This is a genomic window from Paenibacillus farraposensis (assembly GCF_020736845.1).
Lineage (GTDB): Bacteria > Bacillota > Bacilli > Paenibacillales > Paenibacillaceae > Paenibacillus > Paenibacillus farraposensis.
Genome location: NZ_JAFFQR010000084.1, coordinates 41,718 through 65,822 on the forward strand (window position 1 = coordinate 41,718; position 24,105 = coordinate 65,822).

Below are 24,105 nucleotides of genomic sequence, written 5' to 3' on the forward strand. Positions count from 1 at the left end.
GACCAGTTGCCGGAATTGAACCGGCGACTGGTTTATTTAGTTTAATTAGAATGTGAATTGATTTGTTGTATAACTTTATTTTGCATGCTCATCTGGCTGATGAATACCAAGAATATTTCCTTCTGTGTCAATGTAATACCCTTGCCATGCCATTCCAGGCAGTGCATGCTTTGGCAGTGCAATTTTGCCTCCGAGATTAAGAATTCTTGTTTCAGTAGAATCGTAATCTTCCACTCCCATAGTGCATGCATAACCATTCATTGCCTGACCAGGTTGGGGGGAAGCACCTTTACGTTGCATCAAAGCCCCGTTGATTCCGGGTTCATTTGCATTGCCTGTCACAGCTCCAAAATAAGGCGTTCCAGCATAGTCACTCCAATCCTCAAATGTCCATCCAAATACCTCGCCATAAAACTTCTTGGCACGTTCCATGTCATCTACATGAATTTCGAAATGAATTAGTCGGCCCATGATTTCCTCCTGTGTTTTGACATCCTACTTTATCCTAATATTATATTCCCCTATTTCGTTAAATATATAAAATTTAATCGAATATCTATGCATATGACTAAAAAAGAAGCAGACTCATCAAAGGATGACGTCTGCTTATTGCTCGATATTTCAGATTACAGCATCTGTGTCGCGAAGTGAATGAGGCCAGTCACCTTCCCAACGGTATTTATCTTTTAGAATTTTGGCACTTAGTTCTAAACAAATATGCACTACCAGGTCTGGATAAAGTTGTTCCATTCTTGCAATTAGGTCGGCAGAATCTGTTGATTCTGCGAGATGATGCATAAAATCTTTCAAATAACATCGTGTAAATTTGATACCATCTGGATTGTATGGTCTGTCATTTGGAGCGTGTCCAGGGATAATGACTTCTGGCTTCAATGCTTCTAATGTATCGAGGTTATCAAGCCATGCTTGTCGATCCTCCGGGAATCGAGCATCAGCTACCCAAACATGTGCATCGGAGAAAACCAAATCACCAGCGACTAGCGTTTTAATGGATGGAATCCATAAAACAGCTTCATGTTCAGCGTCGCCTCGCATTAACCCCAGGATGTCTATTGGTTCACCATCAACTGTGAGATGCGGTTCTTCTATGCGTTCAATATTTACCACCGTTCTAGAGCAGTTATGACCTAGGACCTCAGTTCCCCAGTAATCGATTTTGAAGCTGAAAGCCTCATTAGCTTCTTCAGCTACTTCTTTGTATGCCATTACACGTGCGTTTGGAAATGCTTCTTTTATTACGCCCAATCCTAGATAATGGTCTGGGTGAAAATGACTGATAAAGATTTGTTTTAGTTCACGACCTGTTTCAAGAATTTCGGCCACTAAACGAAGTGCGTTAGAACGGCTAAATTGAGCATCGAAGAGTAGCGCTTCAGTAGGACCATATATAATAGTCGAGCTTACACCGAACCCATCATGTTGATCGCTACTAATAAATACTTTTGTCTGCAACTGGTTTGTCATGTGGAGTGCCCCTTTCTTTCGGTTAGTAGTTCGTAAGAAAAAAACATTTTGGCAACTTCTTCTTGCCTGCCTTCACGTCCCATTAAATTGTAACTTCTGCTCATTTTTACGAGTTGTCATTCATAATATTACACCTTTTTCCAATAGAAGTGTGTAAAGATTCTCATATGGGTGTGTGAAGCAATCCAAGAAGGTTGATCTTTTTTTTTTGAAAAAGTATTGACACGGAAAGAAAAGTATTATATCTTTATATCAAGATAAATAAATTAAAGATATAACCAATCAGAACATTTTGAATATGGAGGTATACACATGCTTGCAATTTTAGAAAGAATTAATCAGCTTGCCAAAAAAGCAAACGAAGTCGGATTAACTGAAATTGAAAAGACTGAACAAACCGATCTTCGCAAAGAATACCTTCAAATCTTTCGGGGTTCTGTAAAAAGCATTCTCTTGAATGCTACGATCTATGATCCGAATGGAGATGATGTTACTCCTGAAAAACTAAGAAAAGAGCAGGCACAATTAATTAAACAATGAATTTAATTTTTGCCAAATATCTTTAATCAGAGAATTTTCAAATAAATATAATATGGAGAGTGATTTTATGTTGGCAAGTGGATTGTTACTGGTACGTTTGGTGGTTGGATTGTTATTGGTGGGGCACGGAGCTCAGAAACTTTTTGGCTGGTTTGGCGGCTATGGTCCAAAAGGTACTGGGGGTTGGATGGAATCAATTGGAATTAAACCGGGAGTATTCATGGCAGTACTTGCTGGGTTGATGGAATTGCTGGGAGGAGCGCTATTTGCTCTAGGATTGCTCACTCCACTGGCTGCATTGTTCATTACGGCAACTATGCTCGGGGCAATTTTCAAAGTACATGGTCCAAACGGGATTTGGTCAACAGCTAATGGCTATGAATATCCGCTAGTGCTTATTGCAGTCGTAATCGGTATTGCGTTGACAGGGGCAGGCTCATATTCCATCGATGCAATACTTAACTAAAGGAGGGTTTTAGCATGTCACTTCAAACTACAGGTATCCATCATATTACAGCTTTTGCCGGTAATCCGCAGGAAAATGTCGACTTCTATGCCAGCATCCTTGGACTTCGGTTATTAAAGAAAACGGTCAACTTCGATGCTCCTGAAGTTTATCACTTGTACTTTGGTAACGAGGCAGGAAGCCCTGGAACCGTCATTACATTTTTTCCTGCGCCAGGAACTCCCAAAGGTCGAATCGGAGGTGGTCAGGTGGGCATTACCTCGTATGTAGTACCGCCAGGTTCACTTGATTTTTGGCAGCGTCGTTTGGAAAGCTTTGATATTCAAGTTGCGAAAACGAACCGCTTCTCTGAACAATATCTTCAATTCGAGGATCATGAGGGTCTACGTCTTGAGCTTGTAGAACGTGAAGCGGGAGCGAACAGTACCTGGTCTTTCGGTGGCATTTCAGCCGATAAAGCAATTAAGGGATTTGGGGGTGCCGTGCTATTTAGCGTCAACCCACAGAAAACGATGGATGCATTGGAAAGCATACTCGGATTTACGAAAATCGATGAAGACGCCGAATATGCCCGTTATCAGTCCGTAGGAGAAATCGGCAACATAGTGGATGTTCCGCTTGCCAGAATAGGTTTAGGCTTTGGTGGAGCAGGCACGGTACATCACATTGCATGGCGTGCAGAAGATTTCGAGCAGCATAAAGATTGGAGAAACACAGTCCAAAATTATGGCTATCAGCCGACTCCAATCATAGACCGCCAATATTTTAATGCCATATATTTCAGAGAAGCGGGCGGTATACTCTTTGAAATTGCTACAGATCCACCGGGATTTGCTAACGATGAACCTGCTGAAGTTTTGGGGCAGAAATTAATGCTGCCAGAGTGGTATGAACCAGAGCGGGCTCAAATCGAGGCGAATTTGCTTCCTATTGAAGTGAGAACATTAACAGGAAAACAAAAGTAAACGATAAACGAAACGATTGCTGTTTTGCTCTCATTGGAATAGGTGAGTCACGTGAATGGGAACCGCCAGGTTTATAGAAAAGCATGAAAAAGACAAGATGAGATAAAACTTCTTTACTCGGTACCGCGTGTAACCTTGGAGGAACGAAAGGCAATGCTGCTGGATATCAATCGATTTATCGATCGTATTTTTGATATGAGACCGGGAGAGGGAGGAAGTACGGGGGATAGCCTTTCCCTTCAAGCTTTTCAGCATGATTTGGCTAGTCATTAAGATTACGTAAACTGAAGGAAGTCTTTTTGGGGAATTTTCCAAAACTGTAAGTGTACTCGTAGAAGCTATGTAACGTTATCAGCGGAGGGGACTCGACTCCCCCTCCATAAAGCTGATTGCTAAGTTGGGCTCGCACCTTTATGGAGGAGTCTTTTTATCCCGTAAGGAGGATGCAATACATACGATTTTGTACGCTGTAGATGAGTAACTATTTCTCCACCAGCTTTTCAGACTTCAGCAGCATTTCTCGCAACACGTGAGCGACCCGACTTTTTCGGTTCGCTGCTTTTCTTTGGATCAAGTGCAATGATTTTTGGTATGCGGGAGTATTTTTTGGATCAAAGAACTGCTTGGCTGCAATGCGTAGTGTTCTTTTTAACAACAGTGCGGATGAGCGTGTTAGCTTGGAACGGATTCCCTTACGTAATACCCGCAGCGTATTTTTGTAGGTCTCAAAATCCTCGGATGGAGGTATAAGGGCAAATAAATTCAAGGAGGAGTCATTGAATCCGTAGGTTTCGAACATGATTTTCAGATTTTCCGTATTTAAAACGTTTCCTCTGAGGTAGGTTGGGTGCTCCTGATGATATCCGACAACCTCTTTAATACTATAAAAAGGGACCCTCAATCGATGCAGCCTATAGCCAAGGTCCCAATCCTCGAGTCCATAGAGTACAAACCGTTCATTAAAGCCGCCAATCCGAATCAACTGGCTGCGTCTGATGGATACACAGCGTGTAACCAGGAGCATCCAGGGAGCTACATCTGTGGCGGCGAATTGCTTTTTAGTCGTTGGGGGAACCCTTGAGGGGGCAACTACTTTTGACAATGCGCCTGTCTGATGAAGGATATCCTCCGGGGTTATGATCGGAATCATTTCGTTTGCCGCTTCAAGGCCGGGATTCCATAAGCCCGATTGTGTAAGTATGCTCCGACAATGCTCTTTTTCTTCCGGAGAGAAGTCAGGGTAATAATGGGTAAAAGCATCATCCCACGAATAAGGAATGCCTGAAAGCACGGACTTGGGATATTTACGGTGATAACGGCTCACGGTTTTAATGAAATCAGGCAACACCAAAAAGTCAGCGTCACAGAAAATAATGTATAGCCCTCTCGCACGGCGCAGCCCCAAATTTCGAACGGCAGACCGACCGCGTTGTTCTGGATGGGATACATAGACAAGAGGATAGGATGCTTTGAAGCCTTCGACCATTTCTTTCGTTCCATCTGTAGAGCCGTCATCAGCTACAATCACTTCGAACAGGTGCTTCGGAAAGGTTTGCGTTTCAAATGAAGTGAGTGTGAGCAACAGCTGCTGGGCTCGATTGTAGGTTGGAATGATGACACTGTAGCGGATAGCCAATATGATCTCCCTCCCACCATTGATTATAAATGCCCTTGGATAACATGAATAATAACAATATACTCTGTGGATTTAGCGTGGTCTGGTCAAACACCCCTTAAGGCTCGAAACAGGCTTGGTCTTATTACACCCATGTCGATTTCCTGATGTTTTTTCTTATGACGCCGAACCGGTTCATGACAGAGATCGGACAAGGGGATAACCGGGATGTATGTGCTCTTCTGTTAAAATTCATTGTTGATATTTTATACAAAAATGAGTTCTATTGTTTGAACCCTTCTCTACGAAATTTTCATTTTAAAATTAAACCACTTAAAACCATAAGAGTGTTCAAAGCAATATACCAAATAATTGAGGGAATAATACTTCCAGATTTGATAGTAATCCCCCCATAAAACATTCCTTCAATAGAAAAGGAAATACAAATAACCCAAGGAATTCCGAGTGAATAATGTTGTAATCCAAAACCTAAACTTGTTACCACAACCGCCCATTTTTCACCTATGTTATAAATGGAGACTTAGAAAAGAAAGATAAAATGAACAATGGGACCAAAATAAAAACTAATGATATTCTGTTGAAAAATATACGTAATTCCTTTCTCTGGAATTGTACCGTCCAATGCGAAGTTACATATAAATAAGCGAAAAATCCAATACCAAATAGAACATTTGTAAGAACAAACGATTTCATAGACTTATCAAAAGTAACAAAAAGAAAAATAGAGGTAACTGCCCATATACCAAGAAGTAAATAATTGTTTAGTTGTATCGAAATAATAAGTGACGCAAGTAAAAATAACGAAATTATGTTTTTAATCATGGTAGTATTTATAATAATTCCACTTCCTTAAAAAAATTATAGCAAACCCCTCCTGTCGTTCTGGAGAGGGAAATACTTCTATTAATCAACGTATCGAATGCATTACTACAAATCATATGATCGTTGGGATCGATATCGCCGAGGAAACCCACGTAGCCGGGGCCGTCAATTTTCGCGGTTATCCAGCCTGGTCGCACCCTATCGTTCAGCAACGATGCTTACGGTTATGAGAAGTTGATGCGCTGGGTACATGACTTGCAGAAGATTCATGGCCTTTTTGCGTAGTATAAAGCAAACACCCGCTCAGTGAGCGGGTGTTTAGATCGAGGCGAGCCGTGATGTAGCAAATTCACAATGGTTCGCCGTTTTATGAACAGAGGACCTTAATGTACCAGCCAACGAAGCAGAAAAATAGCAACCGTTACAGTAACCGCTCCACCGATCCGTGTCGCTACTTGGGCGAAGGGCATCAGCACTAATCTGTCGGATGCAGTAAGAATCGCGACATCCCCTGTTCCGCCCTGCCCACTGTGCGTAGCGGTAATAATAGCGGCTTCAACCGGATACATATTCATCCATTTACCAACAAAAAATCCACTTGCCACCATAGATAAAACAGTTACGAAAATCGTGATGAGATATGCCGGATTCAGGACTGAAATCAAGGTATTCCAAGGGGTATTGTAAACGCCTACAGCGAGCAGTAGCGGATAAGTTACACCGATCACGAAGAAGCGCTGCATCATCTGTGCTCCATCTTCAAGCTCTCTCGGCAGCAATCCAAAGTATTTGACAACCACTGCAGCAAATAGCATAATAATCGGTCCAGGAATACCAAACGTTGCAGCCCCAAAGGTACCCAATAGATAAAATCCGAATGCCAACGCAGCCCCGGTAGCCATTTGAGAAAGATCGATCGACTTGTTATCTTTGTCTTCCGCATACTTCAATATGTCATCGTCCCCGCCTTTAACGAGGGTACCGTTTCCGGTCAATTCCGGTTTACTTTCACCTAATTTTTTTAACAAGCTGGATAAAATGATCGCGCTCAAGCTCCCCAGCATAACGGAAGGCAATATCTGTGCAAAGGCTTGGTCTTGTGTTATTCTCAAAATCTCTCCATAGCCGATGGACAAGGGAATTGCCCCTTCTCCAACGCCTCCCGCCATAATCGGGACAACAATGTAAAAAAATGTTTGGAATGCGCCTAACCCGAGCAAAGTGCCAGTAAGCATACCTGCGCCAACTGCGACGATCGTGCCCACCAGTAAAGGTATAAACATCTTGGCAATCGCTTTAATCATTAAATTTCTGTTCATCCCGAGAATGCTTCCACAAATGACAATAGCGATGTACACATACAAGAAGTTTGTTGTTTTCATAAATGTGGTAACGCTTTCAATTGCAGGGACGGGCAACAATTTATGAGCTACCATATAGGAAGGGACGAATGTAGCCAGGATCGGAGCACCGCCAACATCTTTCAGGATAGGAATCCGTTTCCCAATTTCCGCCAAAAGGAATCCGAACAACGTCATGATGGAAATAGCGCCTATCATATCTTTTGGGAATTTACCAGCGTTAATTAAAAGATAGACCACAATCATAAACGGAATATAAACACTTACAGGAATAACTCCGCCAACTTTAAAACCTAAAACTTTTTTCCAAGCTGGTTGCGGTTGCAAAATGAGTTCTACGGTTTGGTTCACTTTATTTTCAATCATGTTTGTTTCCCCCTTGTTAGATGACATCTGTTCTTTTTCGAAATTTCCTTTAATTACATAGTTTTTTCATGACTACAAATGATTTGAATTCGTTTTGATAGCGTTTACAATATGGAGTATAGTTGATATCAGCAATGATTTATATATTGTGATCAAAAGATTTTTTTTCACATTTCACGTATTTACCACAATAAAAACAACGGATGGTATCAAAGGAGAATTCGATGTCAAATAAAAAGAAGATGAGATTAAGGTCTAAAATCAATCTGCTTGTCCTTTTGAATATTGTACTTGTTTTACTGCTGGTGATGTCCGCGCTGAGCTATATCATTGTGGAGAGAAAATTTAAAGAAGCCGGGGACCGGGCTCTTTTTATAGCGAGAACCGTTGCCAGTCTGCCGCAGGTTGCTCACGGGTTAAAAGATCCTGATTTATCCTCCGCCATTCAACCGCTTGTTGAAAGCCTTCGAAAGCAAGCAAATGCTGAATTCATTGTTGTTGCTAATATGGATTTGATTCGTTACAGCCACCCAAACCCGAATAACATCGGTCAGCATTTAAGCTGGGAAGATTACGAAATTGATCAGAAAGTATTACAAGGGGAAGACGTCATAGCTACATCAACCGGCTCGTTAGGTTATTCCATTCGGGGAAAAACTCCTGTATACGACACCAATCATAACCAAATCGGACTCGTATCCGTCGGTTTTCTTGTGCATGATATTTGGCAAGAGCTCCTTTCATTATTTATCCGCTCTTCGCTCATTGGGCTTATCGCTCTCCTCTCCGGTTTCGTTGGCGCGCACCTGCTATCCGGTCACATCAAAAAGCAAATTTTTAACATGGAGCCAGACGAAATTGCTTTTCTTACGCAGGAACAGGCCGCTATTTTGAATTCCACCCGAGAAGGTATCATCGCGATCAACAGTGATGGAAAAATAACCACCTGTAACCGCGAAGCCAAGAAGATATTGGAGATAATGGAGGAAGAAGACGTTATTGGAGCGGACATCAATTCCATATTACCGTCATCCCGCTTGTACGATGTTGTCAGGGATGGTACCATTTATAACGATAAGCCCATGATTATAGGCAATACGCTGAGTATTACAAATAGAGTCCCCGTATACTCCAACAATAAAGTAGTCGGTGCCGTGGCAACATTTCGGGACAAACTTCAGCTCGATCAGATGGATCATCGTCTTGCAGATATCGGACAATATGCCGATTCCTTGCGAAGCCAAAGGCACGAGTTTATGAATAAATTACATCTGATTTCGGGATTGATTAAGATGAAAGAGTATGAATTAGTGAATGAACTCATCGAAGAAATTAATGAAGAGCAGCAAAATCTGCTGGATTCTTTTCTGACTAAAATACGTGACCCTGCGATTGTAGGTCTCCTTATTGGAAAAATAAACCGGGCAAAGGAACTGGGATTGCATGTGTTGATCGACACAAAGTCTTCGCTGCCGAATCCATGCCCTCATAGGGACATCGTTGTTACTATACTCGGCAATGCCATCGAAAATTCACTCGAGGCCATGTCTGGTAACAAGTCCGCATCATTGCCCGGTACAATTACGGTAAGTCTCCTTAACACAACCGATGATTTGAATATCGTAATTCGAGATAGCGGGCCAGGCATTGATCCCCAATTAGGGGAAGATATTTTTAACGATGGAGTGACAACAAAAGGAAGCGGCCGGGGATTCGGTCTTGCGCTGCTTTCACGATTGGTAGCCAACATCGGTGGAAAACTATCTATGGATAGTTCCTCGTCAGGTGCTACTTTAGTAGTTTCGCTGCCCAAATAAGGAGGAATTTACTATGGCAGGGTCGCCAATGCATGTGCTTGTTATTGAGGATGATTTCAGAATTGCCAAAATGCACGGGAAATTGATAGACTCCTTCGAAGGTTACCATTTAGTTGCGACAGCACATAACTATGAACAAGCCCTTTCCCATATTATAAAGTTGAAGCCGGACCTTTTGCTGCTTGATGTCTATTTGCCAGACAGTTCAGGAATCGAGCTATTGCGCACCATCCGCAGCCAGAACTTGCCTTGCGACGTTATTCTTATCACAGCTGCCAAAGAAAGCGAAATTGTAGAGGAAGGGTTAAGATTAGGGGTTTTTGACTACTTGATAAAACCCTTTGATTTGAATCATTTACAAAACACGCTCCGTAAATATGCGCAATATAAAAATCGTTTATTCTCCCAGGAACAGTGGGATCAGGAATATGTGAATGAGCTGATGAAGCTTCGTGCTCCTAAACCAACCGCCAATCAGCTCCAAAAGGGCATTGACGAAAGAACTTTGGACCGAATCAAACAAGTACTGGACATCCAGCTTCATGTGCAGACCGCGGATGACATAGCTCGACTTGCCGGGGTTAGTCTATCTACGGTCCGCAATTATCTGAAATATATGGTCCATGAAGATATGGTCGAAGAATCTATGCAATATGGCACGATCGGACGCCCACAAAGATTGTACCGTATAATAAAGTAAAAGACATTACTGCGTTCTTCGGTTTACCAATTCACGCGGATGCCATCGTCTATCGTTAGCGGGATGCGCGTGCCCTTGGCGATTTGCTCCCAAGGTACCATTTTAAAATTCTGATTTAACTTTTTGCCGTTTTGAAGATTTTCGTCATCTTGTGCAACGAAGATACCGTGCGGAAAATCCTTGCCTAATCCATAGCCAAGGACATCAATACCGTCTGTGAAAGAGGTCCCGTCGACCGTAGGACTGGCGCTGATCGTAAAGTTGCTAATATATGCATTATCGCTTTATCGTTCATAGATCGCGTAGCTGCTGTCCTGCCCGAATATGTAGAGTATATGAAGGGCAGGACGAAATTTTTGCCGAACTCTTAAACATCGTAGAAGCTGCCAACCGGTATAATCTGGATGCAGATCATATCCTGGAACGCATTGAGCCTCAAATTGCTGCCTATCAGGAACCAACGTCTACTGACTTGAATACTCAGCAAGTGTTACCGGAGGAAGCAGCACGGTTTTGGTACAAGTTAGCCAAGTACAACCTGATTAAAGGAAGATATCCATATGGTTTCAAATGTTTAATAGACGCTTTTGAAAGAGCTGTTATGCTTAGACATGCACTACTTATTGCTAATTGTATTGGTTTGTTTGAGCGTTTCAGAGTGCATGCTGATCCTGAAATAATTGCTCGGTACGACATGTGGGAAAGAAATGATCAAAAAGATGGTTTTGCTATTTGGAATTTATAACATTTATTGGTATTTAAAGACAATCCAAGCTCCGACTGAAGGTCTTGGAACGTTTTCTCCAAACGGAATCATCGGCGGTGCGTAATTCGAGTGTTACTATCTGGACCAGCTTAAATGCTGGTCTCTTTTTGTTTCTTCTTGTAGTTTTTGGCTAAAAAATTTCGTGAATCAAAATTACACATTTTACCCTAAAATGGATTTACTAGGGGGATGCGAGATGAATACAGATGAAACGTTAAACCAGCAGTTAGAAGATGCCCGGCAACGGTTGCATAATTTATACAAACAATATGATTTCACGCATGCATGCGTACTTGAACAGTCTATGCTATTGGATGACCTTATTAATGAGTACAACCGTAAGTTCCAGACCCAAAATCTAACCCAACTGGTATAACAAAAATACCAAATTCTTTTCTGTATCCATTGGTAACACGACTATACCTAAATGATCCAATTTTTCTCACCATCCTGCTTTATGCAAAAATAACCTCCCTGTTACATAACGAAACCGAAAACGAAAAAGGTATTAAGGCACCGGAAATCAGTACCTTAATATTTTATTTAAAGCAATACTATCAATATGTTCGTTAACCCACGTTTTAAGAGTGGAACCATTCATTTGAGCAGAAAGTACCCATCTGGTATTCGTTCAGCCAACCGGCATCCGCTCAATATACTCATATCCGTTGCACAGTAAACTCGAATTCCAGCTTTTGATCGGCTGGAATTTGGTATTCCTCATGTACGGGAGCGCCCCAGCTATCGTCGCCGCCTACGCCCATTTGTTTGCCGGCGACGGTGACAACGGTGTAATAGACGTTGGGCAGCTCGTACGGATGGTATGCATTTTCCAGCTCGAAAGCTGTGTATGGCGAAATATTGCATTCCACCGGTGCGGTTGCCGGCGCGGTAATGCGAATGCCGCGCCGCGAATCGTCGGTAATATCGACACGGCGCACGCCTGTACGGTTGCCGGATTCCTGGGGCACGACATAGCCGGATAGGTTATCCGCAGCTTCGTTGCAGAATACGCCGAGTCTCGCGCCGAAGGCACGGTCGATGTAGTTCTCCTCCGGCCCCATCGCGTACCATTCCAGATGGCGATAGTCTGCCGGGACCTTGAACGAAAGGGCAAAGATCGGCAGGTTAGGCAGTCCCGATGCACCTTCATAGGTGGATTTAACGGTCATACTGCCATCGGCCCAGACGGTATAGGCTACCGTGACCTGTACGTATGCATGAATGCTGAACGTGTAGCGGAATGTAACGGTCACACGGTCTGTGTGCTCTTCCGTGACTTCGACGCCCATGCATTTACGCGCCAGACTCGCAGCGAACCAGGCACCGGCTTCAAAGCCCTGTGCGGTTCCCCGATCATTGTCCGTGGTTGCGCGCCAGAACAGCGGGGCAGGAGGGATAGCGATCATCTCGCGTCCGGCGTAACGCAGCGAGGTCAGGCTGCCTGCTCCCTTGGAGAACATGATGCTGAAATCCAGGCCGTGAACGCCAATATTGACATCGCCATGTACCACTCGCAGGGCACCGCCCGCTGGCACTTGCAACGGATTTGAATCTTCCTCAATGAAAATATGTTGTCCGAAGGCTACTTCATGCCCGGCTTCAGCCCAGAGCGCGGCTTCTTTCAAAACCAGAGCCGTGTGGATGACATATTCCCCCGGTTTTCCGTTCGTATCAGGGAACGCCAGTGGAATATAGGCTTCGGTCTGAGCTGGCACATCCACGGGCATGGCATTCCGCGCGATCTCTTTGCCTTCATGCAGCAGGCTGTATACCAACTCGTAGTCGCCCGTTCCCTCGAACAGATTCTCATTGCGAATGGTCACACCGCCTCGATCCGGGATGAGCTTCAGATTTTGATACAGGAATTTGACCTCCTGCATCTTCGGTGAAACCTTCCGGTCCGCATAGACAATTCCGTCGGTACAGAACCCGTAGTCTGTTGGACGGTCGTCAAAATCGCCGCCGAAAGCAAGGTACTCGCGTCCATAGCGATCTTTTTTCACGACCGCCTGATCAATATAATCCCAAATAAATCCGCCCTGGTACAGCTTATATTTGTTCTCCAACTCCGTATATTTGTGCATACCGCCTACGGAATTGCCCATCGCATGCATGTATTCACAGCTGATATACGGTTTTTGCGGATTGTCGTTCAGATATTGCTCAATATCCGCTGGTTTTGCGTACATCCGGCTCTCCATATCGCTGGTGTCATCGTAAGTGCGGTTGTGGAACACACCTTCGTAGTGCACCAGACGGCTCGGATCAGCGGCACGGAAATAGTTGGCTACATTGCGCAGCACTTCTCCGGCATACGACTCATTGCCGCAGGACCAGATCAGAATGGACGGATGGTTTTTATCCCGTTCCAGCATGGAAATGGCGCGATCCATGACGATATCCTGCCACTCAGGCAGATTGGCGGGAATATTCCATGAAGGCTCGACGGCGCCGAGCTTTTGCCAAGACCCGTGTGTCTCCAAGTTCATTTCGTCAATCACATATATCCCGTACTCATCGCACAGCTCGTACCATAGGGTCTGATTCGGATAATGCGAGGTACGGACAGCGTTCATATTGTTTTGCTTGAGCGTTCGGATATCCCACAGCATATCTTCACGGGAAATCGCACGCCCGGTGCGGGCGTTAAATTCATGGCGATTGACGCCTTTGAAGACGATACGCTTGCCGTTCAGGTGCATGATTTTGTTCAGCAGCTCGAATTTGCGGAAGCCGACTTTTTGCGGGATCACCTCGGCGAGTGATCCATCGGCAGCATAAATTTGGATAAATAACGTGTACAAATAAGGTTTTTCCGCACTCCAGCGCTGTACTTGTTCCAGAGTTGCCGACAGCAGAGCCTTGCCATCTGTGAAATCCGTTTTCAAAGAGGCAGCAACATGACCAGTAGCATCCTTTACTTCGACGATTGCATAGGCTGTTGCCGGTTTTCCCAAGGTCAATTCCAGCTCCAGTAAACCCCGCGTGTAGGAGGCGTCCAAGTCGGCGTTCACATGCAGATCACGCACGTGAACGACAGGAATCGTGTACAGATATACGTCTCTGAAAATGCCGGAAAAACGCCAGAAATCCTGATCCTCCAGCCAGGCTCCCGTACTTCTTTGATATACCTCTACCGCCAGCTTGTTTTCGCCGGCTTGCAGGAACGGTGTCAGTTCAAAGTCAGACGGTGTAAAGCTATCCTCGCTGTAACCGACAAAGCTTCCATTTAGCCATACATAAAAGGCCGACTCGACGCCTTGAAATGAAATAAACACAGGCTGCCTGTCGGAGATCATATTTTGCGGTAAAACAAAGCTTTTAATATAGCTTCCTACCGGGTTGTGATCCTCGGGAATATGCGGCGGGCGAACGTCCGAATGTCCGTCCCACGGATACATCGTATTTACGTACTGCATTTGGCCAAAGCCTTGTGTCTGAATGTGACCCGGCACCTGGATATCGCTCCAGCCGGCATACTCAAAGTCAGGGGTATAAAAATCCACCGGACGGCTGGCCGGATTCGTTGCATAGTTGAACTTCCAGCTTCCATTCAGGCTGTAGCGCCAGGCCATATCGGGCTGACGCTCCGCTTCCTGTAGCGTGGCGTAATATTTATGATCGGAATAGGCTGGCAGCCGATTTACGGCGAACTTGGTCACATCGGTAAGCCAGTCCAGACTTGGGGTATGGATGGTCAAGGCGAACACTCCTTATTTTTAAAATGAAATGTAGGTATTTTCCAGCAGCCCGTTATTTTACCGAGCCTACCATACCTGCTACAAAATGCTTCTGCATCAGGAAGAATACAAGCGCAGTCGGCAGTGTAGACAGGACGATAGCGATCATGATTACACCGTAATCAGGCGCATAGCTTGAGCCCAGGTTCGAGATCAACAGCGGGATGGTTTGATTCTCCGGCGTTTGCAACACGATCAGAGGCCAGAGGTAGTTGTTCCAGCTCGACATGAACGTGATGATCGCGGCAGCGGCATAGGTTGTTTTCATCGTAGGCATGTATACGCGGAAGAACAGACCCAACTCGGATAATCCATCTATACGGCCTGCTTCCAGCAGATCCTTTGGAAACATTTTAGTGCTTTGCCGGAAAAAGAAGATCAGGAACGCCGTAGTGACGGTCGGGATGACGACAGATGAAAGGGTATCAATGCCGATCCAGGGGACGACATTCGAAATGCTGCCGAACATCCGGTAAAGCGGGATCATGATTGCCGCAAACGGAATCATCATCGACATCAGCAAGATGTTGAACACCACATCTTTGGCTTTACTTCTGTAGATTTCAAAGCCATAGCCGGCCAGTGATGCAATCAGCATCGCCAGCAGCGTCGTGGAAATAGAGATTTTGGCCGAATTGCTCAGCGCTGTAACGATATCCACCTTCTCCAGCAAATTGCGTATATTATCCATGAGATGAGCGCCGGGCAGAAGCTTGCCCTTTGTGACATCGACCGAAAGATTGGTGGAGCTGGAGAGCATCCACAGGAACGGAAAAATGGAAACGAACGACACAAGGATCAGAAAGGCGTACGTAAATATTCTTTTCGTTTTCATCATTTTTTCTCACCTGCCACTTTGAACTGGATAATCGACAAGATAATGATCATAATGACGATGGAGTAGGATACGGTCGCCGCATAACCAAAATCAGATGAATATTTGAAGGACAGGTTATAAATATATTGCGAAATAGAAGATGTCGCGTTGCCCGGTCCGCCCTTGGTAATGTTCATAATTTCATCAAAGAGCTGGAGTGTGCCAATCGTTGATGTAATCGAGGTGAACAGGATAATCGGTTTGAGCAGTGGAACGGTAATGCTGAAAAACTGGCGAATCGAAGAAGCACCGTCAATACGGGCTGCTTCATAGATGGAGCTGTCAATATTCTGGAGACCGGACAGGTAAAAGATCATGTTGTAACCGGTCCAGCGCCATGTGATCGCGATAATAATCGTAACCTTGGCCCAGAAAGGGTCTGTAATCCATTGAATCGGCGTGCCGATCACATGCAGATTCAGCAATAGGGAATTGACCAGACCGTCAGGCGAGAACAAATACTTGAATACAACGGAATAGGCTACCAGCGATGTAATACAGGGCAAGAAGATGGCTGTACGGAAAAAGCCCTTGAATTTCAGGTTTTTATCATTCAGCAACACTGAAATGAACAGAGCCAGAATGACCATCAAAGGCACCTGGAAAATTAAATAGAAGAATGTATTCTTTACAGCGGTTATAAACATGCTGTCCGTCAACAGACGCTTGTAGTTATCAATGCCGTTGAAGGTGAGATTAGACCCTGTGCCTGTCTTGAAGGACAAGATCAGCGCCTGAATCATCGGGTAGAAATAAAAGACCGCAATCATGATCACTGCGATGGATATGAATAACCATCCTGTCATACCTGCTTTGAGACGTGTTGTAGTCATTTTGGCTGTCTTCATAACCATATCAACTCCCTGCACAGCATTAAAACCCTGAACTCGCAAGCCCAAGGTTTTAAGTGCTTATCGTTATTATTGTTTAGCCTTGGCTAGGAAGACTGTCTTATCTAAGCTGTGCTTCTGCCTGCTTTTGAGCATCTTCCAGAACTGCGTCTACATTTTTGCCGTTCAGGAAGTTTTGAATTTCAACGGTCATGATGTCCTCAATTGCATAAGTGTGCAGACCATAATTGATTTTTGGAACTTGTTTCGTCCAGTCTGCGAATTTCTTATAGACTTTGTCGCCGCCGAAGAACGGATCTGCCTTCTCATAAGCTTTACCGCCGGAGGCTGCTTTTAATGAACCGATAATTCCGATTTTGTTGAGCATCTCTTGATACAATTCTTGATCTGAACCGAATGTTGCTTTCAGGAAATCAGCAGCGGTATCCTGACCTTCTGAGTTAAGAACATACCAGGAGCTGCCGCCAATGTTGGAAGCATGCACGGAATTAGGTATGTTTTTCATGATAGGGAGAGGAACAACGGCCCATTTACCAGATTGTGAAGCTTCTGCCTTGATCGAAGGTGTAATCCAGTTGCCTGTAGGTACGGAAGCTACTGCGCCGCTATTGAATGCTGCCAGGAATTGACTCCAATCGGCATTCATTTTAACAATATTCGCATCAAACATGGATTTGTACGTCAAGAGCGCTTCTTTCAGAGCCGCATTACCAGCCAGGTTTGGTGTTTTACCGTCTTCTTTCAGATACCATGAACCTGCGGACTGGGTCATAGCCCGAATCAGATCAAGTTTATTCGGATCTTGAGTAAGCATGTCTTTACCTGTTTTTTGTTTTACAGCTTTACCGATTTCAATAAATTTGTCCCAATCAATATTGGTCAGGTCAGCTACTTTGTATCCGGCTTGTGCCAGATAATCCGTTCTTACATATAAACCCATAACACCGGAATCGAATGGTACACCATACTGCTTGCCGTTGTAGCTGGTCGGTCCGATTTTATAATCGGCGAAGTCGGATGCTTTGATCGAGCTGCTCATATCATGAAAGGAATCCGGATAGGCTTGCAGGAAGTTTTGTGCCCGGTAATCCTCGATCAGAACCACGTTAGGCAATCCTTTGGTAGAACCGGAGTTGAGGCCGGCATTCATTTTCTGTACGATGTCATCTTGAGCATATTCAACAATGTTTACGGTTACATCAGGATGTTTGGCAACATAGCGATCTTTTGCCAGCTTCAGGGCCGCGATATTGAAGTTCGGGTCCCATGCCCAGATGGTGATTTCTTTTTTGCCTGAATCTGTGGTCGTAGCTGCTTTTTCAGAATTGCTGGAGCATGCGGATAGCAAAATCAAGCTTGCAATCAGCAAAAGGAAAGACATTTTTTTCATTTTGTTCAACCCCTACTCTTTTTTTAATACATTGCTAATCATTTAAATTTTTTTGAAAGCGATTACCTTGTTTATGAATCTAGTTTATCATCCTTGCCTGGCTGGTGATAGGAATATCTTTATACGGATTTGTCTTATTATTATGATTTATTAAAAGAGGCACCGCTTACATTTGTACTTTCTTTAGATTTGGGTACTTTTTTTATAAACAAAACGAAAGTTGTACACGAAGTGCCACTCCGCGGTCGGATGGTGCTTCCCATCGCCACCGCCTCTGGATTTCTTGAATAAAGTCTTTCATAAGGCAGAAATCCCGGAGAAGTGATACTTCCGAAGCGGGGGCTGTCCCAAAAGTCGATTTGGGAAATTCCCTATTCTTTCAAGGAAAAAACCTCTACTATATACCTCTATTTACAAAAATATATAATCTATGGTAGTATATCGATGTAAAATATATCAATTTTATATAAAATAGGACATAAGTTCAAGCAATTAGGTATCGCATCATTATCAGCTCTTTTGTTGTCTTTGTTTACACTTCCTGCTTTCGCCAATGCTCAACCTGCCAACAACGTAGAATCTTCTATAACTTCGGAGACTAAGATAGACTTGATTTGACCGACGGTGCAAAAGAAACTTTGAAATATTATCTTGGCTATCAAGTAATAATGCAAGCTTTGGATATCATGGTAGATTTCACGGGCACAGCAGAGGATGGTCTTGCTTACGCCTTAAAATATGTTGGATTGCCTGCGTGGTTGGCCGAACCTGCATCCAGAGCTATTGTCTTCTTCCTGCTGTAAAACCGAACAAAAGGGGGGCTAAACGTGTACATATTCGCATTGATTATACTTATTACTACAGGTTTGGTATCCATAGCTGATATTTTGTTTGATATAAAAAATTCAGGCGAAGGAATCATGTTGATGGTTAAAACTTCACAGGCTCTATTTTTCTTATCATTGTTATTTTTTGTAGTAAAAAGCGGTACCAAGAAAAAAGACTAGAATCATCAAACATAGAACAAGGGGCTGTTGGGACTGGATTATCCGTCGGTACCCTTTTGGGACAGCCCCTTTAAAGCGACCGCTTCGCTTGCACAGCACCTTTCCGCCCACTCCGTTTTATATGCGCATTTTTTAAGTGCAGCCTATATTTTTATGAGATAGGAGGGGCGGGTTTTACGATCAATGGCAGTGTCAGTCTTACTTTGGTTCCCTCGCCTTTTTTGCTGGAAATGGTTACGCCATACGCTTCTCCATAGAGAAGGGTGATGCGATTGTGTACATTTTGAATGCCGATGCCAGTGAACAGTTGGCGCTTGCTCTTGGGATTGGGTAGTCCGTCCTTTGCCGTATGGCCATCCAAATCCATCCCGTCCCCATCGTCGACGACCTCGCAGATCAATGTATCCTCCGTTTTGGACACCAATATATAGATGTACCCTGTGCTTTTCTCATTAAACGCATGGAAAAAAGCATTTTCAATAAAAGGCTGAATGATCAGCTTGGGTACATGGTATTCCAGACAATCTGGCGATACAAAATAATTTACCTGTATCCGCTGTCCATAGCGCACATGGTTGATGAACACATAGTTTTGCATGTTGGCCATTTTTTGCTCAATCGTAATCGTCTCACTTACATTACTGATTGTATTTTGCAGCAAGGAAATGAGTGCGTTAATCGTCTCGGCGGCGGTTTCCTTGTTTCCTTTGAGCACCAGCATTTTGATCGATGCCAATGTGTTGTACAGGAAATGCGGATTGATCTGCCGCTGCAGCGCGGCAAGCTCTGCGTTGCGCTGTTCTTTTTGTGTCTCCAGCAGCTTGTGGATATAGTCATTCAGCTCATCCAGCATGTAATTGTAGGCATGGCTTAACTGTCTGACTTCATAGCTGCCCGTTTCCGGGATATAATTATCAAAATTTTTTTCGCGGATGGTTGACATCTGCTTCACCAGCTGAGTCAGAGAACGAATCAGGCGACGGGAAATCAGAAAAACGATCAGCAAAGCAATCAGCACGATGGCGATACAGATAAATACCACGGATTTGACATCAATAATTTGCCCAATCGCCGTTTGTCTGTCGATCATGTTGACCAGGTAAAAATCATACGCAGGAATATAGTTGGAAAGAAGGATACTGTCCTTGTTCATCACATCCGCATTCATGTAATTTAGCCCTTGCTCATTGATTTGGGTCGCATAGCCCAGCAACTCACGGGAGTGTTGTCCGATCAAGTCCTGGCGGTTGCTCGACACGATGAGACCCGATTTGTCCAAAATAAGAACATCATTGCCGTTGCTGGTGAAATTGTTATAGAAGCGGCGAAATTCCGGCTCGCGAATAGCAATGTAGATCATGCCGTATAAAGTGCCGCTGGTTCGTTCCATAAATGCTTTAGAAGCGATAATGTAGGGTGTCGGCTTCTGTCCGGTATGCTTCATTTGCTGACGCATGAGATCCGTATCCAACTGATACATAAGCTGTGTCGGCTGTGCCGTGCTTCGGACTGTAATCAAACTGTTCTTGAGCTCCTCCGCAGTTACCGGCCAGTAAGACGCGTCAGAATAGAAGTTTCGGCCATTCATGCCTGTAACGGCGACACCGACATCATAGGCATCAACGTTGGATTTAATCTGTTTCATCTGCTGTGCCATACCAAAGTAGATGCGGGCTGAGTGAATGGAGTCGGCTTGGCCGCCAGTCAGGTAGTTTTTGACCGTCCCGTTTTCCGAAGCATGGGTGACGGCATTCACAATCGAGTCGTTGAACGATTCAAAGCTGGACTGAATCTGGCTGAGTACCTTGGCATTCGTAATACTGAAGGTGTCGGCAAATAGCCGTTCAGACATTCGAATCGTCACCAAAGTGGTCAGCAACGACACCGCAGTGATACTGACCACCATCACAACAAAGATTTTGAAAAATAAGCCCTGAAATTTGATTTTATGAATATACCTTTTCATTGTCAGTCTCTTTTCTGCTGCAGATATGGGCTTGCTCTCTTAATGGAGGTGCTCCCGGCGGTATTGACTGGGGGAGTAACCCGTCACCTTTTTGAACACCTTGGTAAAATAGCTGGGGTCCGAATAACCAACCATGCTGCTAATATCAGAAATGGATGTTGTACCTGACCGCAGCAGCTCAGCAGCCTTTTCCACTCGGATTTTGTTCAAGTATTCGCTGAAACCCTCTGTATGGTGTGCTGTAAAGTAACTGGACAAATAGGAAGGATTAAAATGGAAATATTGTCCAAGTGTCTTCAGGTTGAGCGGTTCCGCATGGTGCTCCTTGATATATTCCAGCAGTTTTTTCATGTTTGTGCTGCTTCCTTGCTGTGTTTTGGCGATGATCTGCCTGTCCGCTTCCTCCAAAAAAGTCTCCAGCAGACGCACGGCTTCATGTACGTGAAGCGCATCATGAATCGCTTTAAAATAGGCGTATTTGGCTGCATCCAGTTCTTTCATATCATATCCCTGATTTCCAAGCAAAATCGTAATGTTGAACACGATGTTCCCGAGAAGCGATTTGAATTCAAAAGCAGTCGAGTTATAGTTACGCGACATGGCTGCTACATAGGATCTCAAATCCGCAAAAGCCGTATCAAAATGCTCGTGCTTCATCTCCTCTGTGAATTGCTTCAAGTTAAACGAGCTGTTCACTTGAACTGGCCGGGGGAGTTTGTCTTCCATCAGCAGCGCTGTTTCCGGGAAATAAAAGCGGTAGCTCAGCAGCTTTGGCAGTTCTTCCTGGTAAACCTCGCTAATCCGATTAAAATCATCAAACAGGCGGCTGGCCACCCAGCCTATCTGTGGATCGGCCTGCTTCGTCTCCTGAGCCACTTCCCTGACTGCAGCCATCCAGGATTCTACCTCCCGCGGATCAAGATTAGCCAAAAAAACAGCCGCATGGGCGTCAGTTGCTGGCAATTGTCGAAGTTGGATTTGTTCACAGGCAGATGCCACCCGATCCGTTAGCCTGGAAAACAGGTCTGAGGCAGAGTAGAAACGGCCTGCACCTTGCTGTGCCGATTGTTCTATACCTATAAGTGCAAAACGCGCAAAAGGAAATGTCTGCTTCAGTAGTTCAGCATCGTAGTCTATGCTATAGCCGGAAATGAGTTTGTCTATCACATGATCCATCGTGATCGGATGATCACCGGCATCGGCCTGATATTGAATGGATGGTATTTTGCGAGCCGTTCTCTGGAGCACCTGAAGCAGCTCGTCCGTGTCCAGCTTGGGCTTTAAAATATAGTCAGCGACACCTTGCTGAAAGGTGGATCGCACGTAATTGAACTCGCCGTAGCTGCTGAGCACAATAACTTCGATATCCGGATAGTTCTGTTTGACGATACGCGTCAGTTCCTCCCCGTCCATGACAGGCATCACGATATCTGTGATGACAATATGAGGGCGCAGGGATTCAATCAGTTCCAGCGCTTCTTTCCCGTTGGAGGCCTCGCCCACAATCCGAAATCCATACTGTTCCCACGATAAATGGTGTCTGATTCCTTGTCGTACCAATATCTCATCATCTACAATCAAAATGTTGCATAGCTCGTTCATGCCAGCACGCTCCATAATTATATCTATTCGAGGATTTTGCAAAAATCCTGATTCAAAAAAGCTCCCATCAAGGTAGATATTTATCATTAGAGGCATACGTTTGACAACGCTTCCAACTTAATTCAAATATAAAAGTATCTAATCTTTACATGCTAACATAAACCACACAGGAATCCAAAAATATCTTGAACCAAGCCTTTCTTTTGATATCGGCTGGTGGACCAATGGGGATTATATGAAGAACAAACTGTATATATGTGAAAAAGCAGTGGAAAAGCAATCCTACTTCTCCGCTGCTTCCTATGATCAGCTTTTTCTGGTTGTTCACGCATCACCCATCGTTTACGAAGCTCGAGTGATTGTTTTTTTCAGGAATACTCCATATGAAATCGCTCCCATAACGAGCAAGGATGCTCCCAGTAAAAATACATTATTAAAGCTTCCGGTTGTATCCAAAATGTATCCGGTTGCAATAGGTGCCAAAGCAGCGCCCAAAAAACCACCAAAGTTTTGAATAGCGCCCAGCGATGCAACTTGTTCCCTCGGAGCAATATCGGCTGCCAACGTCCAGATGACGCCTGAAGGCAACTGGGAAGCAAAGTAACCGAAAGAGAGAAGGACGATGCTGACCACTGTACTGTCTATATAAGGAATCGGTGCTACGGATGACGCCGCCAAAATTGCACCACCAACAATCGGGATCTTGCGCGAGGTCACAGGAGCAACCCCCTTGCGGATGAAATAGTCGGAGATGAACCCGCCCAGCAATACACCAATAATACCGGCAACAAATGGAATAGATGCAATCCATCCGGTTTCCTTCAGCGTGAATCCCTGTTCCTTTTCCAGATAACTTGGCAACCAGGTCAGATATACCCAGATTGTAAACATGATGCCGAAATTACCGATGATCATAAACCAGGTGCTGGAATTCTTGAAAAGAGAAGACCATTTGGCTTTTGTTTCTGGTTGAGCCGCATCTAATTCCGCCGCAGGAACAGTGTCTGCAGCCGTATCGTTCTGGTTGATAGCCTGTTTTTCGGTAAAGCTCGGGTCACGGTAGACTTTCAGCCAGATCAGCATAATAATCAATCCAATTGCGCCGACGAGGATAAACATCCCTCTCCAGGTCATGGTCAGCATAAGCACAGTCAGCAGGGGCGGAGCAATAGCATTGGCAATTTGCGAGCCTGTATTAATAATAGAGGTTGGGAGTCCTCTTTCACTTTTAGCAAACCATCTTTCGGTTACTTTAAGCCCTGAAGTAAAGAACGGAGATTCCGATACGCCGAGCAGCATACGCATGGCATATAGCAAAGAATAGGTATTTACAAAAGCACTGGCGATGGTTGCAACTGACCACAGTCCGGAAGCCCATGCGAACATTTTCTTCGGGCCGAAGCGGTCAACAAGCCATCCTGCCGGGAGATTAGCCAAGGCATAAGGCCAGAGAAAGGCAGACAGCAGCAGACCCATCTGTGTAGAGGATAGTCCAAATTCCGCTGCGATGGTCGTATTCGCGATACTTAAATTAGATCGGTCCAGATAGTTGACGATGGCCCCAAGCAGAAGCAGTAAAATAATGCCCCAACGCAGACCTGCCTTTTTAGGTTGCCCTCCAGATGTTGCACGAGTATTCTCGATTTTGCTCATGAAAGCTCACGCTCCTTGATGTCTATGGTGTTTAATAATAAGGCTGATGCCCAATTAAAATGTGTAATTCAAATCGTAATTGTATACGTTTA

General features: G+C 44.4%; 21 protein-coding genes and 1 pseudogene. 9 read left to right on the forward strand and 13 right to left on the reverse strand.

The genetic code is table 11. From position 1 onward, the window contains the following. Positions 1 to 75 precede the first annotated feature (75 nt). Entirely contained in the window at positions 76 to 471 is a 396-nt protein-coding gene (locus JO375_RS13725) for a VOC family protein (RefSeq protein WP_229524997.1), read from the reverse strand. A gap of 150 nt (positions 472 to 621) precedes the next feature. Then, entirely contained in the window at positions 622 to 1,485 is an 864-nt protein-coding gene (locus tag JO375_RS13730; RefSeq protein ID WP_229524998.1) for an MBL fold metallo-hydrolase, read from the reverse strand. Positions 1,486 to 1,797: 312 nt separating this feature from the next. Between JO375_RS13730 and JO375_RS13735 the strand changes: the two genes are divergently transcribed. The 3 genes from JO375_RS13735 to JO375_RS13745 all read left to right on the forward strand — a co-directional run bounded on the left by JO375_RS13735 (position 1,798) and on the right by JO375_RS13745 (position 3,456). Then, positions 1,798 to 2,025: a DUF896 domain-containing protein gene (locus JO375_RS13735; RefSeq protein WP_229524999.1), complete on the forward strand. Its 228-nt coding sequence runs from the start codon at positions 1,798 to 1,800 to the stop codon at positions 2,023 to 2,025. Between the two features lie 67 nt (positions 2,026 to 2,092). Then, positions 2,093 to 2,491, forward strand: a complete 399-nt coding sequence (locus tag JO375_RS13740; RefSeq protein ID WP_229525000.1) for a DoxX family protein — start codon at positions 2,093 to 2,095, stop codon at positions 2,489 to 2,491. A gap of 14 nt (positions 2,492 to 2,505) precedes the next feature. Further along, the gene (locus JO375_RS13745) at positions 2,506 to 3,456 is read left to right on the forward strand and encodes a ring-cleaving dioxygenase (protein WP_229525001.1); all 951 of its coding nucleotides are present in this window, start codon (positions 2,506 to 2,508) and stop codon (positions 3,454 to 3,456) included. Positions 3,457 to 3,937: 481 nt separating this feature from the next. Here JO375_RS13745 and JO375_RS13750 read toward each other — a convergent pair whose 3' ends face one another. From JO375_RS13750 to JO375_RS13755, 3 genes are all read right to left on the reverse strand, one after another. Continuing rightward, the gene (locus JO375_RS13750; RefSeq protein WP_229525002.1) at positions 3,938 to 5,092 is read right to left on the reverse strand and encodes a glycosyltransferase; all 1,155 of its coding nucleotides are present in this window, start codon (positions 5,090 to 5,092) and stop codon (positions 3,938 to 3,940) included. Positions 5,093 to 5,384: 292 nt separating this feature from the next. Further along, a complete protein-coding gene (locus JO375_RS25045; protein WP_377529336.1) occupies positions 5,385 to 5,576 on the reverse strand; it encodes a CPBP family glutamic-type intramembrane protease in 192 nt (63 codons plus the stop codon). 721 nt (positions 5,577 to 6,297) lie between these two features. Further along, positions 6,298 to 7,641, reverse strand: coding sequence for a 2-hydroxycarboxylate transporter family protein (locus tag JO375_RS13755; RefSeq protein WP_229525003.1), 1,344 nt, complete (start codon positions 7,639 to 7,641; stop codon positions 6,298 to 6,300). Between the two features lie 224 nt (positions 7,642 to 7,865). On the opposite strand from JO375_RS13755, the gene JO375_RS13760 reads away from it, so the two are divergent. Both JO375_RS13760 and JO375_RS13765 read left to right on the forward strand, forming a co-directional pair. After that, the gene (locus JO375_RS13760) at positions 7,866 to 9,458 is read left to right on the forward strand and encodes an ATP-binding protein (RefSeq protein WP_229525004.1); all 1,593 of its coding nucleotides are present in this window, start codon (positions 7,866 to 7,868) and stop codon (positions 9,456 to 9,458) included. Positions 9,459 to 9,471: 13 nt separating this feature from the next. After that, complete coding sequence (locus JO375_RS13765; protein ID WP_229525005.1) at positions 9,472 to 10,158, forward strand: response regulator; 687 nt, start codon at positions 9,472 to 9,474, stop codon at positions 10,156 to 10,158. Between the two features lie 6 nt (positions 10,159 to 10,164). On the opposite strand, the pseudogene JO375_RS13770 reads toward JO375_RS13765, so the two are convergent. Further along, positions 10,165 to 10,472: pseudogene (locus JO375_RS13770) on the reverse strand (phytase); the annotation flags it as partial. Here JO375_RS13770 and JO375_RS13775 point away from each other — a divergent pair. Beyond that, positions 10,430 to 10,903, forward strand: a complete 474-nt coding sequence (locus JO375_RS13775; protein ID WP_377532215.1) for a hypothetical protein — start codon at positions 10,430 to 10,432, stop codon at positions 10,901 to 10,903. The pseudogene JO375_RS13770 and the gene JO375_RS13775 overlap by 43 nt on opposite strands. A gap of 217 nt (positions 10,904 to 11,120) precedes the next feature. Then, positions 11,121 to 11,300 (forward strand): aspartyl-phosphate phosphatase Spo0E family protein, encoded by a 180-nt coding sequence (locus JO375_RS13780; protein ID WP_229525006.1) that lies wholly within the window; start codon positions 11,121 to 11,123, stop codon positions 11,298 to 11,300. A gap of 283 nt (positions 11,301 to 11,583) precedes the next feature. Here JO375_RS13780 and JO375_RS13785 read toward each other — a convergent pair whose 3' ends face one another. The 4 genes from JO375_RS13785 to JO375_RS13800 form a co-directional block, all read right to left on the reverse strand. Continuing rightward, positions 11,584 to 14,628, reverse strand: coding sequence for a glycoside hydrolase family 2 TIM barrel-domain containing protein (locus tag JO375_RS13785; protein WP_229525007.1), 3,045 nt, complete (start codon positions 14,626 to 14,628; stop codon positions 11,584 to 11,586). Positions 14,629 to 14,680: 52 nt separating this feature from the next. Beyond that, positions 14,681 to 15,505, reverse strand: coding sequence for a carbohydrate ABC transporter permease (locus JO375_RS13790; RefSeq protein ID WP_229525008.1), 825 nt, complete (start codon positions 15,503 to 15,505; stop codon positions 14,681 to 14,683). Next, entirely contained in the window at positions 15,502 to 16,392 is an 891-nt protein-coding gene (locus tag JO375_RS13795) for a carbohydrate ABC transporter permease (RefSeq protein ID WP_229525009.1), read from the reverse strand. Before JO375_RS13795 ends, JO375_RS13790 begins: the two co-directional genes overlap by 4 nt. A 103-nt stretch (positions 16,393 to 16,495) precedes the next feature. After that, the gene (locus JO375_RS13800; RefSeq protein WP_229525010.1) at positions 16,496 to 17,785 is read right to left on the reverse strand and encodes an ABC transporter substrate-binding protein; all 1,290 of its coding nucleotides are present in this window, start codon (positions 17,783 to 17,785) and stop codon (positions 16,496 to 16,498) included. A gap of 614 nt (positions 17,786 to 18,399) precedes the next feature. Here JO375_RS13800 and JO375_RS13805 point away from each other — a divergent pair. Together JO375_RS13805 and JO375_RS13810 are read left to right on the forward strand one after the other, a co-directional pair. After that, positions 18,400 to 18,588 (forward strand): hypothetical protein, encoded by a 189-nt coding sequence (locus JO375_RS13805; RefSeq protein WP_149094206.1) that lies wholly within the window; start codon positions 18,400 to 18,402, stop codon positions 18,586 to 18,588. A gap of 24 nt (positions 18,589 to 18,612) precedes the next feature. Next, the gene (locus JO375_RS13810) at positions 18,613 to 18,792 is read left to right on the forward strand and encodes a hypothetical protein (RefSeq protein WP_229525011.1); all 180 of its coding nucleotides are present in this window, start codon (positions 18,613 to 18,615) and stop codon (positions 18,790 to 18,792) included. A 151-nt stretch (positions 18,793 to 18,943) separates the two neighbouring features. On the opposite strand, the gene JO375_RS13815 is transcribed toward JO375_RS13810, so the two are convergent. The 3 genes from JO375_RS13815 to JO375_RS13825 all read right to left on the reverse strand — a co-directional run bounded on the left by JO375_RS13815 (position 18,944) and on the right by JO375_RS13825 (position 24,013). Continuing rightward, positions 18,944 to 20,758, reverse strand: a complete 1,815-nt coding sequence (locus JO375_RS13815) for a sensor histidine kinase (protein ID WP_229525012.1) — start codon at positions 20,756 to 20,758, stop codon at positions 18,944 to 18,946. 39 nt (positions 20,759 to 20,797) lie between these two features. Beyond that, complete coding sequence (locus JO375_RS13820) at positions 20,798 to 22,360, reverse strand: response regulator transcription factor (RefSeq protein ID WP_229525013.1); 1,563 nt, start codon at positions 22,358 to 22,360, stop codon at positions 20,798 to 20,800. A gap of 342 nt (positions 22,361 to 22,702) precedes the next feature. Next, positions 22,703 to 24,013: an MFS transporter gene (locus JO375_RS13825; protein ID WP_229525014.1), complete on the reverse strand. Its 1,311-nt coding sequence runs from the start codon at positions 24,011 to 24,013 to the stop codon at positions 22,703 to 22,705. Positions 24,014 to 24,105: the final 92 nt, after the last annotated feature.

What these genes read in the sequence shown, in the direction of transcription:
- JO375_RS13820 (WP_229525013.1), bottom strand. Translation starts at nt 22,360, where the DNA reads ATGAACGAGCTATGCAACATTTTGATTGTAGATGATGAGATATTGGTA.
- JO375_RS13825 (WP_229525014.1), bottom strand. Translation starts at nt 24,013, where the DNA reads ATGAGCAAAATCGAGAATACTCGTGCAACATCTGGAGGGCAACCTAAA.
- JO375_RS13740 (WP_229525000.1), top strand. Translation starts at nt 2,093, where the DNA reads ATGTTGGCAAGTGGATTGTTACTGGTACGTTTGGTGGTTGGATTGTTA.
- JO375_RS13735 (WP_229524999.1), top strand. Translation starts at nt 1,798, where the DNA reads ATGCTTGCAATTTTAGAAAGAATTAATCAGCTTGCCAAAAAAGCAAAC.
- JO375_RS13760 (WP_229525004.1), top strand. Translation starts at nt 7,866, where the DNA reads ATGTCAAATAAAAAGAAGATGAGATTAAGGTCTAAAATCAATCTGCTT.
- JO375_RS13730 (WP_229524998.1), bottom strand. Translation starts at nt 1,485, where the DNA reads ATGACAAACCAGTTGCAGACAAAAGTATTTATTAGTAGCGATCAACAT.
- JO375_RS13745 (WP_229525001.1), top strand. Translation starts at nt 2,506, where the DNA reads ATGTCACTTCAAACTACAGGTATCCATCATATTACAGCTTTTGCCGGT.
- JO375_RS13755 (WP_229525003.1), bottom strand. Translation starts at nt 7,641, where the DNA reads ATGATTGAAAATAAAGTGAACCAAACCGTAGAACTCATTTTGCAACCG.
- JO375_RS13765 (WP_229525005.1), top strand. Translation starts at nt 9,472, where the DNA reads ATGGCAGGGTCGCCAATGCATGTGCTTGTTATTGAGGATGATTTCAGA.
- JO375_RS13795 (WP_229525009.1), bottom strand. Translation starts at nt 16,392, where the DNA reads ATGAAGACAGCCAAAATGACTACAACACGTCTCAAAGCAGGTATGACA.
- JO375_RS13775 (WP_377532215.1), top strand. Translation starts at nt 10,430, where the DNA reads ATGCATTATCGCTTTATCGTTCATAGATCGCGTAGCTGCTGTCCTGCC.
- JO375_RS13725 (WP_229524997.1), bottom strand. Translation starts at nt 471, where the DNA reads ATGGGCCGACTAATTCATTTCGAAATTCATGTAGATGACATGGAACGT.
- JO375_RS13780 (WP_229525006.1), top strand. Translation starts at nt 11,121, where the DNA reads ATGAATACAGATGAAACGTTAAACCAGCAGTTAGAAGATGCCCGGCAA.
- JO375_RS13815 (WP_229525012.1), bottom strand. Translation starts at nt 20,758, where the DNA reads ATGAAAAGGTATATTCATAAAATCAAATTTCAGGGCTTATTTTTCAAA.
- JO375_RS13790 (WP_229525008.1), bottom strand. Translation starts at nt 15,505, where the DNA reads ATGATGAAAACGAAAAGAATATTTACGTACGCCTTTCTGATCCTTGTG.
- JO375_RS13800 (WP_229525010.1), bottom strand. Translation starts at nt 17,785, where the DNA reads ATGAAAAAAATGTCTTTCCTTTTGCTGATTGCAAGCTTGATTTTGCTA.